Source organism: Bacteroides sp. DH3716P, assembly GCF_025914115.1.
Taxonomy (GTDB): domain Bacteria; phylum Bacteroidota; class Bacteroidia; order Bacteroidales; family Bacteroidaceae; genus Bacteroides; species Bacteroides ovatus.
The window spans coordinates 6,541,194-6,559,029 of sequence record NZ_CP083673.1 but is presented as its reverse complement, the minus strand read 5'-3'; the positions used below and the strand labels follow the sequence as shown (position 1 = coordinate 6,559,029).

16 protein-coding genes and 2 pseudogenes are annotated in these 17,836 nt (G+C 50.8%); 16 read left to right on the top strand and 2 right to left on the bottom strand.

Annotated elements, in window-relative coordinates; all coding sequences use genetic code 11:
- Window positions 1–21 precede the first annotated feature (21 nt).
- The 16 genes and pseudogenes from KQP79_RS25350 to KQP79_RS25275 all read left to right on the top strand — a co-directional run bounded on the left by KQP79_RS25350 (window position 22) and on the right by KQP79_RS25275 (window position 16,847).
- A complete protein-coding gene (locus KQP79_RS25350; RefSeq protein ID WP_005816235.1) occupies window positions 22–783 on the top strand; it encodes a DUF4099 domain-containing protein in 762 nt (253 codons plus the stop codon).
- Between the two features lie 23 nt (window positions 784–806).
- The gene (locus tag KQP79_RS25345) at window positions 807–1,031 is read left to right on the top strand and encodes a hypothetical protein (protein ID WP_005816237.1); all 225 of its coding nucleotides are present in this window, start codon (window positions 807–809) and stop codon (window positions 1,029–1,031) included.
- A 37-nt stretch (window positions 1,032–1,068) separates the two neighbouring features.
- A complete protein-coding gene (locus KQP79_RS25340) occupies window positions 1,069–2,664 on the top strand; it encodes a hypothetical protein (protein ID WP_005816239.1) in 1,596 nt (531 codons plus the stop codon).
- A 30-nt stretch (window positions 2,665–2,694) separates the two neighbouring features.
- Complete coding sequence (locus KQP79_RS25335) at window positions 2,695–3,837, top strand: toprim domain-containing protein (protein ID WP_005816242.1); 1,143 nt, start codon at window positions 2,695–2,697, stop codon at window positions 3,835–3,837.
- The gene (locus KQP79_RS25330) at window positions 3,834–4,319 is read left to right on the top strand and encodes a PH domain-containing protein (protein WP_005816244.1); all 486 of its coding nucleotides are present in this window, start codon (window positions 3,834–3,836) and stop codon (window positions 4,317–4,319) included. The genes KQP79_RS25335 and KQP79_RS25330 overlap by 4 nt, the downstream gene beginning before the upstream one ends.
- Window positions 4,300–5,001 (top strand): hypothetical protein, encoded by a 702-nt coding sequence (locus KQP79_RS25325; protein WP_005816246.1) that lies wholly within the window; start codon window positions 4,300–4,302, stop codon window positions 4,999–5,001. Before KQP79_RS25330 ends, KQP79_RS25325 begins: the two co-directional genes overlap by 20 nt.
- 17 nt (window positions 5,002–5,018) lie before the next feature.
- Entirely contained in the window at window positions 5,019–5,702 is a 684-nt protein-coding gene (locus KQP79_RS25320) for a hypothetical protein (RefSeq protein ID WP_005816248.1), read from the top strand.
- Between the two features lie 93 nt (window positions 5,703–5,795).
- Window positions 5,796–6,458, top strand: coding sequence for a hypothetical protein (locus KQP79_RS25315; RefSeq protein WP_005816251.1), 663 nt, complete (start codon window positions 5,796–5,798; stop codon window positions 6,456–6,458).
- Between the two features lie 15 nt (window positions 6,459–6,473).
- Window positions 6,474–7,295 (top strand): M23 family metallopeptidase, encoded by an 822-nt coding sequence (locus KQP79_RS25310; RefSeq protein ID WP_005816253.1) that lies wholly within the window; start codon window positions 6,474–6,476, stop codon window positions 7,293–7,295.
- A 32-nt stretch (window positions 7,296–7,327) separates the two neighbouring features.
- Window positions 7,328–7,576 (top strand): annotated as a pseudogene (locus KQP79_RS25305) (hypothetical protein); the annotation flags it as partial.
- Window positions 7,577–7,699: 123 nt separating this feature from the next.
- Entirely contained in the window at window positions 7,700–9,586 is a 1,887-nt protein-coding gene (locus KQP79_RS25300) for a hypothetical protein (RefSeq protein ID WP_264386585.1), read from the top strand.
- Window positions 9,587–9,668: 82 nt separating this feature from the next.
- Window positions 9,669–11,990, top strand: a pseudogene (locus tag KQP79_RS25295) (zincin-like metallopeptidase domain-containing protein); the annotation flags it as partial.
- Between the two features lie 80 nt (window positions 11,991–12,070).
- Window positions 12,071–13,717: a glucosaminidase domain-containing protein gene (locus tag KQP79_RS25290; RefSeq protein ID WP_264386584.1), complete on the top strand. Its 1,647-nt coding sequence runs from the start codon at window positions 12,071–12,073 to the stop codon at window positions 13,715–13,717.
- Window positions 13,714–13,896: a hypothetical protein gene (locus KQP79_RS25285; protein ID WP_234138189.1), complete on the top strand. Its 183-nt coding sequence runs from the start codon at window positions 13,714–13,716 to the stop codon at window positions 13,894–13,896. Before KQP79_RS25290 ends, KQP79_RS25285 begins: the two co-directional genes overlap by 4 nt.
- A gap of 162 nt (window positions 13,897–14,058) precedes the next feature.
- Entirely contained in the window at window positions 14,059–14,754 is a 696-nt protein-coding gene (locus KQP79_RS25280; RefSeq protein ID WP_264386583.1) for a hypothetical protein, read from the top strand.
- A gap of 74 nt (window positions 14,755–14,828) precedes the next feature.
- Window positions 14,829–16,847, top strand: coding sequence for a zincin-like metallopeptidase domain-containing protein (locus tag KQP79_RS25275; protein WP_264386649.1), 2,019 nt, complete (start codon window positions 14,829–14,831; stop codon window positions 16,845–16,847).
- A gap of 106 nt (window positions 16,848–16,953) precedes the next feature.
- On the opposite strand, the gene KQP79_RS25270 is transcribed toward KQP79_RS25275, so the two are convergent.
- Both KQP79_RS25270 and KQP79_RS25265 read right to left on the bottom strand, forming a co-directional pair.
- Window positions 16,954–17,319 (bottom strand): DUF2958 domain-containing protein, encoded by a 366-nt coding sequence (locus KQP79_RS25270; RefSeq protein ID WP_005816269.1) that lies wholly within the window; start codon window positions 17,317–17,319, stop codon window positions 16,954–16,956.
- A gap of 2 nt (window positions 17,320–17,321) precedes the next feature.
- Window positions 17,322–17,615 (bottom strand): hypothetical protein, encoded by a 294-nt coding sequence (locus KQP79_RS25265; protein WP_005816271.1) that lies wholly within the window; start codon window positions 17,613–17,615, stop codon window positions 17,322–17,324.
- Window positions 17,616–17,836: the final 221 nt, after the last annotated feature.

Genomic DNA, 17,836 nt, shown 5'->3' with positions numbered 1-17,836 from the left:
TTTCAAATTCAAAGTTAAAGTATGAAGCAAGTACGATTTGAAGAGAGCGAGGTGCCTTATCAGACACTGGCTCGTTTTGGTCTCACACAAGAGAAGATTGAAGACCTGCCCATGTGGGCGTTGGAAGATATTGGTCAGGGACGACGTTCACCGTTGCTGCCCATTCAGGTGAATAATGATGAGGGCGAGACATTGAAGAGCCGCACCCGATTTGCGTTGGTCCGTATGGAGGACGGCAAGGTGGATGTGGTCTTCTATCCGCAGTTGGAGAAATCACCATTGGAGGCTTTTACTCAGGAACAGCAGGAGGACTTGCTGGCTGGAAAGGCTATCCTTGCCGATGTTAAGGATGCTGATGGCAGGAGCAGCAAGGCTTTCGTGCAGATTGACACGGAGACCAATCAGGTGATGTCGGTACCTACGCCTGTCATCGGGCGCAACTTGGAGGTGCTGAAGGATGAACTGAAACTGAGTTCGGCAGAACTGACCGTGATGCAGAAGGGTGAGCCGCTCACGCTCATCATGGAGGACGAACAGGTGACGGTGGGTATTGACCTGAACGATAAGACCGGCATAAGGATTAATCAAGGCGACAGTCAGAAGTGGAAGGAGAACACCAAGCGAGAGTGGGACAAATACACCTTCGGGTGCTATGGCTGTTGGGTAATGGGCGATGACGGTAATCTTGACTATGTGCCTGAAGAGGAATACACGGAAGAACTTTGGAATGAGCAGAAGAAGAATGGAGAGCGCAACCGCGCCTCTTTTTCCATGCACAAATAATCTACACATAATATAATAAGTATATGGCATCAAATAAATATTATCCAGAGGATGTGCTCGTCGAGAAGATACAGAGCGGCGAGTACGGTTGGTTGGAGTATGTCAACCATCATTCTGCTGAATGGCAGGAAGAATATGAGAGCTATTGTCTGAACAACGGACTCTGCATTTGTGAAGAGAGTGCGGAGCAGTTTGTCCATCACAAAGATGAGGAACTGGAGAAGGCAATAGAGAACGGTGAAGCATGATAAATGAAGAGTGAAGAATGAAGAGTGAAGAATAAGTATGGCGATAAGAAAGAATACGAATCCCCAACAGATGGACCTGCAACCAGAGATGCGTGACTTGCTCATGCGCAATGGTATGCAGGCTCATGTGGTGAGTAATGGCAGCGGCTATCAGCTTGTGGTGCAAGGGCATGACAGTCCGCTGCTTACCTATAACATCACCGAGAAGCAGATGTTGGCTCTGACCGACTGGGGTACGAATCATGCCAACAAGTTAGCCTACAATACCTTTACGGGCATTGTGGGCAACGACTTCTATATGCCCAAGAACTTCGTTCATGCACGCAATGCCAACGGTCGTGTAGCTATGGGGCTGCACGGCTATCGTGTTGGTATCGGCGAGTATGGACGGATGGGGCGCATCGATATGCCACCACCCTTTTTAGGTTGGACACCACGCAGTCAGGAGGGATTCCATCTTCGCAGAGTTGGAGGACGATTGTTCTTCCCCGAAGCCCCGATTGTGCCTGAACGTTGGGACGGCAGAATGAAGCCTGGCGAATTGCAGAGCGGCGGTTATGGGTTCTATTATAAGGGACAGCAACAGAGTTATAGCCCTCAGCAACAGGATGTGCTGAAAGATTTGGAGGGAATCATAATGCCTTCCATCAGCCGCACGAGAAGCACGGAGCCAGCCAAGCCTTATAAGGAACTGATTACCTCGCCTGTCTATTTCACCAATGAGAAGTGGCAGGAGTGTCTGGCATCGCATGGCATCATCATTGATGAGAATGCGAAGACGCTGACCATTCAGTCGAACAGCGTCAATGCCGACATGGTGTATGACCTGACAGATGAGGAACTGAAGAAACTCACCTCCAACTCCATCAAGGAAGTGCCCGTCGTTCAACGCTTGGAACTGCTGAATGGCATCATCAAGGACGACTTTGCTGACAAAATCCTGATGGACACACTGAATAGCAAGGAGCGCATCGACCTGCATCTGCATCCCGAACTTGAACAGGAGTTGCAGCAGCGTCAGCAACAAGACGAGGAACGGTTGCTTCCGTTGGAAGAGGACGAGACTGTCAGACGTGACGTGTTGCAAGGCGATGCCATGGTGAGAGGTGAAGACCTTGCCTTGATTAATGAGAACAAGGGTTGGTATCGTGAGGGAGCGCATGGGCGTGAAGTGAAAGTCGGTGACATCATGGTGGAGAAAGTGCCTCCGATGGAGGGAGATAAGAAAGGCGAAGATAAGTATCGCATGACCGCCATTATCAATGGAGAAGCCATCACGCACGAAATCAAGCAGAAGGACTACGACAAGTTCTTGGCGGTGGATGACTACCATCGCATGAAACTCTTCTCCAAGGTTTTCAGTGAAGTGGATATGAAGACACGCCCCGAAACCAACGCCGGACTGGGCACGAAGATATTGGCGGCTCTGACGGCAGGAGCAGTCGTTACAGCAGAGGTGGCGCATGACATAAGCCACCATCATCACCATCCAGCCCCGGAGTTCTATGCAGAGCATCATGGCGGTCCACGTCCTTACTTCAAACCGGGAGTGGATTCGCCACAGGAGATTGCGGCAAGGTACTTTGAGGCAGAAGCAAATCATGTTGCCACGGAGATAAGGAGAGGATATTAACAATGTATAATTTACAATTTATAATTTATAATGAGTAGTGAACTGACATACGATGACTTTCTGGACAGGTTGAGCATACAGGAAGTACTGGTGGACGCAGGGTATCATCTGAACAAGAGAGATGGCTTGCGTTATCCGTCGTATGTGCGTACTGACAGTGAGGGCAGACGGGTGCGTGGTGATAAGTTCATTGTCACGCAGAATGGGAAATGTTGCTTCCAACCACCGCAGCAGAAGGTGTATAATGTCATTTCGTTCATCAAGGAGCATCCAGAAATGTTTTCAGAGAACAAGGTGGGAATGTCTCCTGACCGACTCGTCAACCTCGTCTGCAACCGACTGCTCAACCAACCCATAGAGGACAGACCATCGAAGATTACAGAACCAAGAAAGGACGGAAAGCCATTCAACCTGAATGACTACGACATCCACAAGTTCAATCCGCAGGACAGGGAAACGCAGAAAAGGTTTTATCCCTATTTTAAGTTCCGAGGCATCGACCTCTATACGCAGTATGCTTTTCATCGGCATTTCTGTCTGGCTACTAAGCATCGGACGGATGGACTTACCTTTGCCAACCTTGCCTTTCCGCTTGTACTGCCCAAGACACCCGACAAGACTGTGGGCTTTGAGGAACGAGGACGACCGAAGATGGACGGTAGCGGCGGTTACAAGGGCAAGGCAGAAGGAAGCAACAGCAGTGAAGGACTGTGGATTGCCAACCTCACGGGCGAGCCGTTGGATAAAGCAAGCGAAATTGTATGGTTTGAGAGTGCCTACGATGCCATGGCAGAGTATCAGATAAATCCTGTAAAGATGGTGTATGTATCTACGGGCGGCACACCCACCGAGGGACAGATGCGAGGACTTCTGTCCGTTACTCCCAACGCACGGCACTATTTGGGTTTTGACAAGGACGATGCAGGGCGGCAGTTTGTTGCAAACTTCAGGAAGGTGGCAGCAGAGATGGGCTTCCGTCACGAGCATGTGCAAGCCTATCATCCATTGGGTTGCTACAAGGACTGGAACGATGCGCTGCTCAACAAGAAATCAGCAGAACTGATTGCCAAGGGCGAACCAGATACCTTCGACTATGCCGAGTTTATCGCAGCCGGCAAGGCAGAGAAACAAAGGGAAAAAGAAGAAAAGAACACATATCATAGAAGCGTATGAGACAAGAAGATAATAGCATCATCACCTTGTGCCCCAGCATCGGACAGTTTTTCATCAACGAACTGCCTCTGTTGCTGTTGTGCGTGGCAATGCTCCTAATCGGAGGATTGCCCGGTTGTGCATATAGTACCCTGTTGCTTGTCTTCAGCCTCCTGTTCTCCCTCTGTTTACTCTACCGATTCATCTATCTGAGGAGTATCCGCTACCATATCGGGAGCGAGCAACTCATCTGTGAGCACGGAGTGTTTCAGCGGAGCGTGAACTACATGGAGTTGTACCGAGTGGTGGACTTTGCCGAGCATCAGACATTGATACAACAGTTATGCGGACTGAAAAGCGTGACCGTGTTGTCGATGGATAGAACGACACCGAAACTGGAAATGACCGGCATCAGCAACAGCTATGACGTGGTGAGTGTGATACGAACAAGAGTAGAAACGAACAAACGAAGAAAGGGCGTATATGAGATTACGAATAGATAAGATTTGGTTCATTGTCGTGGCATTGGTACTGAGCGTGCCGTCAGCCCATGCACAGATTGTGACTGCCAACCCTTTGGAATGGATGGCATTAGCAGAGGGCAACGAAGCCATCAACGGTGAGATAGAGAAGGAAATCAAAGGTCAGACCAAGACTGCCCTGTTGCAGAATACCATCGCCGCAGAGTTCACCAAGATACACGAATGGGAGAAGAAGTACAACAGTTATCTGAAAACCGCCAGTGGTTATGCCTCTTCCCTCAAAGCCTGTACCTATCTGTACGACGATGGAGTGAAGATATTCATCACCTTGTGTAAGATGCGCAAGGCCATCAACAATAATCCGCAAGGCATCGTTGCCACCCTCTCGATGAACAACCTGTATATGGAGACCGCCACGGAATTGGTGTCCGTCTTCACACTGCTGAAAGATGCAGTCGCCAAAGGAGGCAAAGAGAACATGCTGACTGGTGCGGAAAGGAGCAAGACGCTGTGGGCACTGAACGACAAGCTGAGTGCCTTCAGCAAGAAGCTGCATCGTCTTTATCTGTCTATACGATATTACACCATGACCGATGTGTGGAACGGCGTGACGGCAGGGATGATAGACCGAAGCAATGGAGAGATAGCCACCCAAGCCCTTAGCAGATGGCGCAGAGCAGGACGTATGACCATCAGTGATTAACGATAAAGGAATCAGTCATGAAGTATTTCATATCAATTGCCATTTTTATGTTTATATCATCTTTTGCAGGAGTGCGGGCGCAGAACGACCCGACTCTTGCGGGGATGATTCTGATGTACACCAACAAGGCGGAGAAAGAACTGAAGAATCAGGAGAAAGTGATGCTGCTACAATCCACCGGCCATATCTGGACCAAGGAGGAAGTGGAAGCCACTACCGACCTGCAGCGGGAGTTCAACAACTATCTGGACTCCTTCCGTTCCATCGTCAGCTATGCCGCACAGATATATGGTTTCTATCACGAGATAGGTCAGTTGGTGGACAATATGGGTGGATTGGTGGCGCAGTTGGATGCCCATCCTGCCAACGGACTTGCCGTAGCCCTGTCAGCCAAGCGCAACAAGATATACCGCGAGCTGATTATGAACAGCATCGAGATAGTTAATGACATACGCACGGTATGCCTGTCGGGCAACAAGATGACCGAGAAGGAGCGTGTGGAGATAGTCTTCGGCATCCGACCCAAACTGAAGAAGATGAACAAGCAGTTGAAGCGACTGACGAGGGCGGTGAAATACACCACCATGGGCGATGTTTGGATGGAGATAGACGAAGGGGCAAGACCCACCAAAGCGAACAAAGCCGAGATAGCAGCGGCTGCCAAGAGGCGGTGGAAGCAGGTGGGCAAGAACGTAAACTGATGGAGCAGCGAGAGCAGAGCCGAACTTGTTCGAGCTATGCCGAGTCGTGACAGAAGAAGACGAAGTCAAACCGTGATTAAAAAACGATAAGATATGGGATTTTGGAGTTCATTATTGAAATATGGTGGCAAGGCGGCACGAGGTACTGGCCATGTCATCGGAGTAACTGGAAAGACCTTAGGCAGTGCGGCACTCCACCCGCAACGCACCCTTATGGGAGCCGGCAAGGCTATGCAGACGGCCGCAGTGGGTAGTGCCGCAGGCTATGTGACATGGGAGAAGCTGACCACAGACAAGAGCGTGGCACGCATCGTAGGTGATGCTGTCATCGGCGAGAATGCCACGGAAGCGGTGGCACAAACCGCCAACGATGTGCAACGTCTGACGGGCAAGGCTGGTGAAGCCGTTGATGCGGTGAACACTGTAGCCGGAAAGATGGACACCCAGTTCAGCGGCATCAGTGATTTCTTTAGGAATATGTTCGGAGGCGTAGGATGCGACATGATAGGCAATCTCTTTGGCAATATCGGCAAGGGCAACGTGTCGGGTATGAGCATCGTCGGACTGGTGGCTGCCGCCTTCATGGTATTCGGACGCTTTGGTTGGATGAGCAAGATTGCGGGTGCCCTGCTTGGAGCGATGATCATCGGGAACAATTCTAAGGTGGCGCAAACTCTGCCTAACAGAGGCGGTACGTCTTCACATGGGCAGAACATGAAAGAAGCAGAGACCCAAAGCAGAGGGATGAAACGATAACCAATATACAGTGATATGAGATATACAGAAGAAATGATACTGCGCTCATCGAGCGGCTACTGTATGCCGTTTGAGGAGCCTATAAAGCAGGACGTGCAGATGTCCTTGGGTTACGGAGAGCAGAAAAATCCCGTGACGGGAGAAACATTCTTCCATCACGGCATAGACTTCTCAGTGAACCATTACCTGCTGTCGGCGGTGGCAACGGGAACCGTCTCTGCCATTGGGTCGGACGCGGAGCATGGCATCTACCAGACCATCCGCTACGGCAAATACGAAGTGACTTACAGGCATCTCTCCAATGTCTTCGCCAACTTCTCCCAAAGCGTCAAGGCCGGTCAGACCATCGCCATCAGTGGCGACCTGCTGCACATGGAGGTGAGGTTTGACGGAGAGGAAATCAATCCGTTGGAGTTCCTCACCATGCTCTACGGCAATATCAAGGCATTGGAGCACAATTCCCAAATGGGCATCAATGAACTGGACATGAACATCCCTTCACCCTACGACACCGACCGTCAGGAGATAGAGGCATTGATGCTCCGCTTCCTTCCCTCCTACTTCGAGGACCTTCAACAAGGAGCATACTCTCTGCCCGAACATACGGAGCAGTCGTTGAGAAACATCTTCTCGTTGGGAGCGAGCAAGCATTATTTCTACGAGACCATGCCGAGCATGGCTAATCCCTTGGGCATCGGCAACCGCTGTATGCCTTTGGCGACTAAGGTGCAGAACCTGCTCATTGCCGACTTTCTCAACTATCTTGCCATGCGACATCAGGTATATCTCTCCACGATGGACGAGGTGTTAAAAAAAAACTCCAAGAGCAAGCCCTGACGCATGACGGCATCATCGACCCTCTTGCCGACTTGGACGTGGATATCCAGAGCTTCGACATTCCGAGGATAGTGAGCGTCTATCCCGACCGGGCTGGCGTGAGATGGTGGACAAAGGCATGGTTCAATGGTAAGGAAGAGGGGGAACCCTCCGTGGAGATTGAGGAACGTATGGCCGTGCAGTTCATCCACTGCCAAGTGGACAAGGACGCATGGTTGGAGGAACACTATCCTAAGCAGATGGAGATATATCACAATGCCATCGAGCAGACAAAGGAACAGNGCCAAGTGGACAAGGACGCATGGTTGGAGGAACACTATCCTAAGCAGATGGAGATATATCACAATGCCATCGAGCAGACAAAGGAACAGATATTACAGCAGTATAATATATAAACAAGGTATATGGCAGTTAAGAACAGTCAGCGATTCGCAGAGATAGAGCGTCTGATGGGCGACTACTTCGGGTGTCACCTTGCCCCCGTGATGGGCAGGGTGCAACGGGACTTGTCCAACAGACAGGCAGACGAGATGCGAGCCTACTCCAACAGTACGGCTGGCATCCTACGCTCATTGGCCACTGCCAATATGCCTGGTGATGACCCATACGCCACGCTGAAGATTACAGGCAAGTGGAACAGCAAGACCACCGAAGACTATCTGGCGATGTGCAAGGAGGCTATTGTCGGCAACAAGGATATGCAGCGTGACCTTGCCGTGATGGCTGAGGAATGGCGCAAGGCGGTGGTGACGGAGATAGGACGAGAGCGGTACGATGCACTCTCTAAACAACTCGGTTGTGATTTGGCATACGCCTATATCGATCACCGCATGGAGCAGCTGATGATAGAAAAAATGGTGAAAGACCGTATGCCAACATCTTCTGCCGACTATATCATCCGCAAGGCGGCACAAAGCAGTCTGTTCGGTCTGCCCTACGAACTGAACAAGTCACCCCTTGCCGCAGAGATAGAAGCCAAAGGAGAGGCAGCCTATAAGCCCTCTCGAACAGAGAAGGCAGCGGGATGGGCAGCCGGAGCGGGTGCCGATGTCGTGGCCATGGGAGGGATTGGCTCATGGGCAACCTTCGCCAAGTTTGTCGGTATCGATATGGTGATGAATGTCGGCATGGAGCACCTAAGCAAAAAAGGCAGCAGCCAAGAGGTCAGTGTCGAGGAATGTATCAGCAAAGGCGTTTTTGGAACGGACACCAACGTCTTCGCCTCATTCCGCAAGCAGGCAAAGGTCATCAAGAACCACGAGAACAGCTATATCAAGGCTACCAACAGCCATTTCAAGAACAAGATTCCCACGAGCAATATCACATTTATGGATTGGACGAAACANGAGAACAGCTATATCAAGGCTACCAACAGCCATTTCAAGAACAAGATTCCCACGAGCAATATCACATTTATGGATTGGACGAAACAAACCGAGCAGACCTCCTTCCCATGGAATAAAGGTACGTTCCTTGATCCTCAGAGAAGCGAAGCTGCCAAACGTACAGGCAAGTACAAGGATGTACCCTTGATAGTTGCGCCTGGACAGGAAGACGAGTATCTGGAGGTTAAGGCGAGGCAGGATGCAGAGGCTGAGAAGGAGAAGAAAGCAGAACCGCGGGAAACTCCTGATTCATCGACAGAAGAGGCAACACCATCTGTAGCCCAACAGGAGGAAACGGCTTTGCAAACAAATGGAAACGGATGGGACGGGCTATTGCAGAGTTTCGGACTGAACGGCTTTTCAGACATTGGCAAAAACCTTGGCTATGTGTTGGCGATGCTGCCCGATGTACTGGTTGGGTTATTCACGGGCAAGACGAAATCGCTGAATATGGACAATAGCCTCCTTCCTTTGGCCTCCATTGTGGCTGGAATGTTCGTAAAAAATCCCATACTGAAGATGTTGCTGATGGGTATGGGAGGTGCCAATCTGCTCAACAAAGCGGGACATGAGGTGCTGGGCAGGAAACAGCAGGAAGGCATTGCACCTACAGTTAGTCCTGCTACATCTCGCATTCAGTACCGCCAATATCCTGATGAACCACTCAATCCTCGCATCAGCAACCCGATGCTGCAAGGGCGGTGTCTCGTTGCCAACATCGACCATGTACCTTGTACCATCCAACTGCCTGACAGCGTGATTGGGGCGCATCAGTCGGGGGCATTGCCGCTGAATACGCTGGCTAACGCCATACTCGCCAAGAACGACCAGATGCGGCAGGTGGCAGCGGTGCAGTATGAGGAGCAGGCACGGGAGAGCGTGGTGCGAGCGAGGGGAATACAGTGAAGCCCGACAACAAAATTGTCGGGAACGGTGGCTTGGTAAGCCAATTATAGAATGTGATTGAGATAAACAAAAAGATAAAAGCATGAAAGAGAAATCAGAATTTGAGAAGCGGACGGCGGAGAAGCAGGTGTCGCTGCTCACTGAGGCACTGACGAGTGCGGTGGATGCCAAGGGACATTGGTTGAATGCAAGCGGCAAACTCTATCCGAAGCTCTATCCCAAGGGCTTTTCGGTCAGTCCGTTCAATGCCCTTGTCCTTGCCCTTGACTCCGATGCCAAGGGTTGCAAGAGCAATCTGTTTACGCAGTTCTCCGAAGCGAAGGCACGGGGTGAGAGCGTGAGGGAGCATGAGAAAGGTGTGCCGTTCCTGTATTACAATTGGAATAAGTACGTCAACCGCAACAATCCCGACGATGTCATCACCAAGGAGGCATACGCAGAACTGTCGGAACAGGACAAACAGCAGTACAAGGGAGTGAAAAACCGTGAGATCCGTGTGCTGTTCAATATCGACCAGACGCTACTGCCTATGGCTAACGAAACAGCCTACACTACGGCATTGAAGAAGGATGGCACGGTGGAGGATAGAGGTTATGGCGACAAGGAGGACAAGCAGCTGCATGGGTGCGTCAACGGATTCCTTCAGAAGATGAAGGACAACCTCGTGAATGTACGTCAGGACGGCACGGGTGTGGCGCACTACGACACCGAGAAGGATGTCATCTACCTGCCACGGCAGCGTGACTTCGAGCACTACAATGACTATGTACAGGAGATGATGCGTCAGTTGGTGTCTGCCACCGGTCATCAGCAGCGGTTGGCACGTGAGGGCATGGTCATGAAGAACGGCAAAGCCCCGTCGGAGGATGCCGTGAAGAAGGAACGACTCATCACTGAGATAGCTTCGGGCGTGAAGATGCTCGAACTGGGACTGCCTGCCCGTCTGTCAAAGGACAGCCTTAGCATGGTGGACTATTGGACGAGGGAACTGAAGGAAGACCCTTGTCTGATTGATGCCATCGAGAGTGAGGTGAACGGTGCGCTGAAGGTGTTGAAGAAAGCCGAACTGGGTGAAAAGGTGGAGTATGCCACCGACCAGCATCAGCGAGAGACGGCGCAGATACAGGTGCAGTTGCCCAACCACTACTTCGTAGCAGACGAAATCAAGCAGCATCCCAACGAGGAGCAGCGTACTGTGGTCATCGTGCGTGATGATGCCAGCAAGACCGCCGATGTGGTGCTGCCACAGGGTGCGTCGTTGGAGGTAAACAACGAGATCAAGGGCATGAACAAGCAACGCTTCACCAATGCCTTGCAGAAAGAGGGTTATGACAACGTGCGTTTCTATAATCCCGACGGAGCCTTGGGGTTCCGTCCCGACGACAGTTATTTCGCCGACAAGAAAATCACGGTATCGCGACTGCGCAACTGGTCTATCGAAGACCTTTCCTCATTGGATGCTTCTGAAGCCGTAACCCACAGCCGTGACATTGGTTTCGACAATGTACAGTTGGTGAAGGATGACAAGGAACGGTGGGCATTGTACATCAAGCCCGAAGGCAAGGAGGGCTTCGCCGTCTATCCCGACAAAGGAGACCTCAATCATTTCTTCACCACCTTGAAGCAGTCGATGGACAACATTGAGCGTGTGCGTGAGGAACTGGCGCAGAAGTATTATGCCATGGCAGAGGCAAACCCCGACCTTAAGGTAGATATTTTCGGTGGCAATGAGCAGGAGGTCGATTTGAACCGCATCCAGCGTGTGGCAGTGTTCCGTGCCAAGTCGGGCGAATGTCTGTGTGCAGCCACTATCGATGGCAAGAAACTGCAGCCGAGAAGTGTCAGTCCGTCACAATGGCAACGGCTTTGGGTGGCTCCTGACAGGGATTCATACAAGCAGAGCCTTGCCGCCTCGCTGTTTGCTGATGTATTGCAGAAAGACAACAACGTCGAGCAAAGTACACAGGAGAAGCAGGAAGAAGCGACGGAGGTGAAGCAAGCGGAGACGGCAACTGTTGAGAAGCATGATGAACAGAAAGATATGGCACAGCAGGAAGATAAGCCCTCAGACCAGAAAGAACAGGCTGCTATCTCTCCCCTTGTCCAACAATATCTTGACTTGAAAAAGAAGCATCCTGATGCCATTCTATTGTTCCGTTGCGGAGATTTCTATGAGACCTACAAGGATGATGCAGTAAAGACTTCCAACATATTGGGTATTACGCTGACGAAGAGCAACGGGCGCAAGGATGATGAAGGCAAACCGTTGGCAATGGCAGGATTCCCATATCATGCCCTCGACACCTATCTGCCGAAGCTCATTCGTGCGGGAGAACGGGTAGCCATCTGTGACCAGTTGGAAATGCCGAAGCAGACAACATCGTCGAAGCGTGGAATCACGGAGATGGTGTCGCCGGGAAAAGAGGCNGATGGCACAGGAGAGCCAGGAAACAGAACAACACACCAGTCTAAGGAGATAGGCTTATGGGAAAGAATGCAGCGTATGCCGCACAATATGCGGAGGAAGCCAAAGAGCAGATGCGGAGGTATGGGATTCCTGCCTCTGTCATCTTGGCGCAAGCCATTCTGGAGAGCAGCAACGGACAGAGCCAACTGTCTCGCGAGTGCAACAATCACTTCGGCATCAAGGCTACGGCATCGTGGCTGAAGAATGGCGGTGAGTATGGAGTCTATACGGACGACAAGCCTAATGAGAAGTTCTGCAAGTACAAAAGCGTGGGTGACAGCTATGAGCATCACTCGCAGTTCCTGAAGCAGAACAAGCGTTATGCGCAGTGCTTCACGCTTTCACCTGACGACTACAAGGGATGGACGAAGGGCATTGAGAAGGCTGGCTATGCCACTGGCGGCGGTTANTATGCGCAGTGCTTCACGCTTTCACCTGACGACTACAAGGGATGGACGAAGGGCATTGAGAAGGCTGGCTATGCCACTGGCGGCGGTTATGCAGCGAGTCTGCAACGCATCATTGAAGCCAACGGACTGGACAAGTATGACCGTGAGGTGATGGCGGAGATGCGAGCAGAAGGTCGGTCGGTCGGGGTGGAGAATAATCCTCGCAGAGAAGAACCTGCTGCCCATGTACCGCAGTCTGCCGGGTATTCCTTTCCTGTAGAGCGAGAGGAATTTCTCTTCATCACCTCGCCTTTCGGCAATCGCCAGGACCCGATGGATGCCACCAGGCAGCAGATGCACAAGGGCATTGACATCAAGACGAACCATGAGGCGGTATTGGCTACGGAGAACGGTGGCAAGGTGGTGTCGGTGAACCATAATGCGAACACGGCAGGAGGAAAGTCAGTCACCGTGGAATACAGCCGTGAGGATGGCAGCAAGGTGCAATGCTCCTACCTGCATCTTTCCGACATAGCAGTAAAGGTAGGCGACACGGTCAATGCCGGACAGAAGTTGGGGGTGTCGGGAAATACCGGCACACGAACCACTGGCGAGCATCTGCATTTTGGCGTGAAGAGCGTATCGGCTGACGGCTCAAAAAGGGATATGGATCCAGCCGCTTATCTGGCAGAAATCGGACAGAAAGGCAACATCAAACTACAGGCCCTGCATAACGGCAATGACCTGTTGGCGAAATACAAAAGTGACGTGCCGCAGGAGCAGAAGGTTACGTCGGAGGACTGGATGAAGAAACTCCTTTCCTCAGAGGACAGCGGCGTGGGCATTTCTGGAACGAATGATCCAATACTCGACATGGCGATGACCACCTTTATGTCGCTGATGATGTTGGCAGCGCAGATTGACAGCAAGGATGAGGAACGACAAAAGGAATTCATCTCTGCCATGGCAGCCAACCAGCTTGTAGATTTGACCTCGCTTGTACCAGGCATGAGGCAATGCACCATCGCTGTGGGTGAGAACGGCAAGGCTGTGCTTCATGCAGAGAGCGGTACGGTGAAAATTGACCGTGAACTGACTTCCTCGGAGATGAACCGCCTATCGCTCATTTTGGGCAATGCCAATCTGTCGGAGGAAAGCAAACGGACGAAGATTGCGGGAATGGTGACAGGCATCGTGGCGACACAGCAGGCTTCGCAGAATTTCGAGCAAGGGATGGAGGCTGAGACTCAACAACAAAATCTGCAAAGGAAATGAAAAGGATAGCATGTCATCTGTGTACAGTGTTGATGGGTATGGTAGCACTGGCAGGGCACTTCATGCTTACCCAATGGCTTTTCGGTCAGACCGTGGCCATCATCCATCTCGGCTTCCAACTTATCGTAGCAGCGTGGATGGTCTATGAACTGATACGTGCGCCGGTATATGATGATTGAAAAGAGATTATTGACATTGCGAAGACATTTCACTTGGACAATGGAGATGTATAATTCAAAAAGTATCGAGCAATNGTATATGATGATTGAAAAGAGATTATTGACATTGCGAAGACATTTCACTTGGACAATGGAGATGTATAATTCAAAAAGTATCGAGCAATGATCAAATGTAATGTAACAGTGTGCGGAACGGTCAGCAAGGCAGCGACCTGCCGCACGAACAAGGAGGGCAAGGCCTTTGTGAGCTTTGCCATGAACATAGTCATTCCGGCGAAGAGCGGGATTAACAAGACTATCGAGGTGTCGGTCATCAAGGACGGGACACTGACGGAGGTAGGCAGCTGCAACATTGGCGAGCACATTGAGGTAGTCGGTGTATTGGTACCGAGGAAACGGGGCGATGCCCTTTATTTCAACCTGTCGGCANGCAGCTGCAACATTGGCGAGCACATTGAGGTAGTCGGTGTATTGGTACCGAGGAAACGGGGCGATGCCCTTTATTTCAACCTGTCGGCAGGCAGTATCAGCCACCAGCCTGCCGAGGCAGAGGACTGCATCAAGGGCGTGATGAAGTTCCGCGGCAAGGTGGGCAAGAGCATTGAGGACAAGACTGACAAGAATGGTGTGCCGTACTGCCAGTTCTCCGCTTTCAGCGCAGAGAAAGTACAGGACGGATTTGAATACATCTGGGTAAGTTTCTTCCTCTTCGATGGCAAACGCGAGGCATGGCTGCAACCGGGTGTGAAAGCGAACATCAAGGGCGCATTGTCTGTCAGTGTCTTCAATGACAAGTTGGACTTCTCCTGCCGAGTGTCGGAGATGAGCGAATATGTTCCGCAGCCCTATAACGGTTAATGACTATGGGAAAGGCTTATGCTAAGGAAGGTCCGAGTGCCGAAGACAAGGCACTCGACCTGTTTGCCGATATGATGATTGAGCGTATTCAGTCGCTGTCGGGCAAAGACGGATGNAGTGCCGAAGACAAGGCACTCGACCTGTTTGCCGATATGATGATTGAGCGTATTCAGTCGCTGTCGGGCAAAGACGGATGGAAAAAGCCATGGTTTACCGAGGGCACGCTGCAATGGCCGAAAAACCTGAACGGACGAGAATATAACGGCATGAACGCTATGATGCTGCTCCTGCATTGCGAGAAGGAGGGCTACAAGATTCCTCGCTTCTGTACCTTCGACCGCATACAGCAGTTTAACAAAACTGGCAAGAAAAACGAGGAACAGAAGCCTCGTGTGTCGGTATTGAAGGGTGAGCATTCTTTCCCTGTGATGCTCACCACGTTTACGGTGGTCAATAAGGAAACAAAGGAGCACATCAAGTGGGAGGACTACAAACTGCTCTCTCAGGAGGAGCGCGAAAAGTATAATGTATATCCAAAACTTCAGACTTACCATGTCTTCAATGTGGCGCAGACCAACTTGAAGGAGGTCAGACCAGAGTTTTGGGAGAAACTGGAACAGGAATACTCGATGCCCAAGGTAGAGAAGGACGAGCAGTTTGCCTTTGAACCCGTGGATAGGATGATAGCGGACAACCGTTGGATATGTCCCATCAAACCCATGTTTGGCGATTCCGCCTATTTCTCCATCAGCAAGAATGAGATTGTGATGCCTGAGAAAAGGCAATTCAAGGATGGGGAGTCTTTCTACTCGAACCTTTTCCACGAGATGGGACACTCCACGGGTGCGGAGGGACAGTTGGACCGCATTAAGCCCGCTACCTTCGGCTCGGCTGAGTATGCACGCGAGGAACTGGTGGCAGAACTGACGGCTGCGCTGACCGCTCAGCGATATGGCATGACGAAGCATCTGAAAGGAGATTCGGCTGCCTATTTGAAGTCTTGGCTGGATTCGCTGAAGGAGTCGCCGCAGTTCATCAAGACCACGCTACTCGATGTGAAAAAAGCTACCTCAATGCTCACGCAGCATATCGACAAGATTGCTATGGAGATAGACCAGGAGAAAAAGGCTGAGCAGGAAAACGGGCAAGGGAAAAGTTATCTATCCATAGATGACGGCGACCATGCAGTCTTGGCATATAATGGTTCTGCTGTATATATCCAGCATCATGAGAAGGAGGACTCTGTAAAGATTGCTGTGCCGACGAGTAACGGTCTGGAAGTGAAACTCTCTGTTCCTTACGACCACGGCAAAGACCTTGACACCAATTATCAGGAGGCTTTTGCCCAGTACAAAAGCCTGACAGAGCCTTCACAATCGAAAGAAAACGTCTATTATGCCTCCATCGCCTATCTCCAATCAACGGATGACACATCGGAACTGGATAAGCTAAAGGAGAAAGGTGACTATCAAGGACTGCTGACGCTTGCCAAGGAATACTATGACGGGAACGGCATGGACGAGGAGCAGACCTACAGGAAGCCGTGCCAGAACAGAGGCGATGACCTGCTAATAGAGGACAAGGACTTTGCAGTGGTCTATAACGGGAGTGTCGGCGGTACGTATGAGGTGTTCCTGAAGCATACGGAGCAAGAAGTGCGTGACCATATCACTCGCTATGGCATAGGACGTGCCAGTGAGGACGTGAAGGCTGTGGCGAGGGAGATGACCGCCGAAGAGTTTTCGGAATTNATCACTCGCTATGGCATAGGACGTGCCAGTGAGGACGTGAAGGCTGTGGCGAGGGAGATGACCGCCGAAGAGTTTTCGGAATTGGCGCAGCGAAAAATGCCGATATTCCAAATGCCGAATGGTGGTTTGCTGAACCTGCAATATAACAAGGATAAGGATAGCCTGGATGTGGGGACTGTGACCAATGCAGGACTCTCTGTGAAGCATACCTTCCCTTTCAGCCACAACCATTCTATGGACGCAAACATCAGCTCTGCGTATGAGCAACTGCTTGACATGGAGGAGTACCAGAAGGAAGAGGTACAAGAGGAGCACGTTGCCAAGTCCGCTTTCCGAAGATGAGAGTAGTATCGTAGTATATACTAATCGTAGGCTTTACTACTCATAGTAGGTACTAACAATAGTCAGCCGCAAGGAGTAATGTCCCTGCGGCTGATTTAATTTGGGGTCATTCCATATTATGAAGGAATGCTTGTAAATCCTCGTCTGGAATGCTCTTCAGTTTCACCGGCTTGAAGCCGTCCAACTGCTCCACTTGAAATATCTCGTCCACTCCATATTTGGAGCCATCCACCTTTACGCTCTCCATTTCATTGACGGAGGTATAGCCATACTCCGTTTCATGCAGACCGCATACGATGGTGAACAACGTGGTGTCGTTACCTTCCGGCTGTCCTTCAAGTACGAACCAACGGACGTGTCCGATGAAGAATATTGCCACACAAACGGCATCCTTGCCTTTGCCGTCCTGTGAATACAGAGGATAGGATTTCAGTATCTCCTCCAATACGGGTGTAATCAATCTGCTTGCCATAGTCAATCGTTGTTAAGTGTTCTGTAATACATTCTGTTCTCTACAAGGTGTTCGATGGCCTCTGCTGCCAATCGGCACACCCACTCGTCACGCTGGTCATAACGACCTTTTTGATAGTCGTTGGCAAGGCGTTCCAAGAAGGCAAACACCACCTTGCCCTTTTCGTTGATAAGATAGCGATGGTCATCTGCAAGGGCATTGCCTACCTTGGCGGCTGACCCCATCTGACCGTTTACGAACCGTGAGAAGCACTCGACAAATGCCTGCTCGTTTTCTGATAATCTGTGTAATTCCATACGCAAAGAAATTATTTGTTCAACTTGTTTTTCTTCCCTCCTTTTGAAGCCTTTCGGCTCCTCTTGTCGGGAACTGATTTTTCGTGCATCAAAAGACTGCGGAATGAGGGCGATAAGGCAAGAAAACAGACGGAGGAGTTAATGAAATACCCAAATCTTTGATTTGCGGAAAGCTGTCGTTCAGTCCTCTGCCTGTTAGCATGGCGGTACTTGACCATTCG